A 684-nucleotide genomic window follows, 5' to 3' on the forward strand; every position below is an offset into this window, starting at 1 on the left:
CATTGATTCAATTAACCAGTGCGAGCGAGTGGCATCATGAAGCTCTTTCGCTGTCAGTGCTTTTGAACTTATATAATAGCGCACAGAAATATCGGATTCGTCGGCGTGTTTTCCTTCTTGTCGAACGCTCACCATGATGCCCATCGTTTTTAATTCAGGCCAATCATAAGCTAAATCACCTAATACACTTAAATCGGTATTGATGAGTGCACATCGTGTTTCTAAACGTCCATGCGATTTCTCTTGTGATGAGTAGCTGTCACCATCAAAGTGTTGAAGCATTGAAGGCCGGTAATAATTATCAAACGCTTTGTCTAACTTGCCTTGGTTTCCTTTAACAGCGAGCAAATAGTCGGCATTTTTATTAATGATTTTCTGTGCGATTTTTCGCTGACAACCCATGGCATCTATAGTAATCAAACACCCAGAAATATCGAGCAATTCCAGCAGCTTAGGTATTTCAGTAATCTCATTAGTTTTACTATTTACTTTTGACTGTCCGAGGCATACACCATTTGCGGTTGCGAATGCATTAACCATATGAATCGCAGCTTGGTCTGTTGCTCGGTTATATGAACCCCTCAATGTTTTTCCATCAATGGCAACCACTTCACCATCCGTTAATTCATGACACGATTTCATCCATTCTATGAAGGCTTTTTGTAATGCTTTTGTACTGATGGT

Annotated in this window: 1 protein-coding gene; it reads right to left on the bottom strand. The window is 40.2% G+C overall.

The annotated features are described in order from the left end of the window. Positions 1 to 684, bottom strand: a 684-nt coding sequence (locus tag BZJ21_RS15440) for an ISAs1 family transposase (protein ID WP_108743195.1), incomplete at both ends; no start/stop codon positions are given.

It is taken from the genome of Salinivibrio costicola subsp. alcaliphilus, from assembly GCF_001996185.1.
Classification (GTDB): Bacteria; Pseudomonadota; Gammaproteobacteria; order Enterobacterales; family Vibrionaceae; genus Salinivibrio; species Salinivibrio costicola.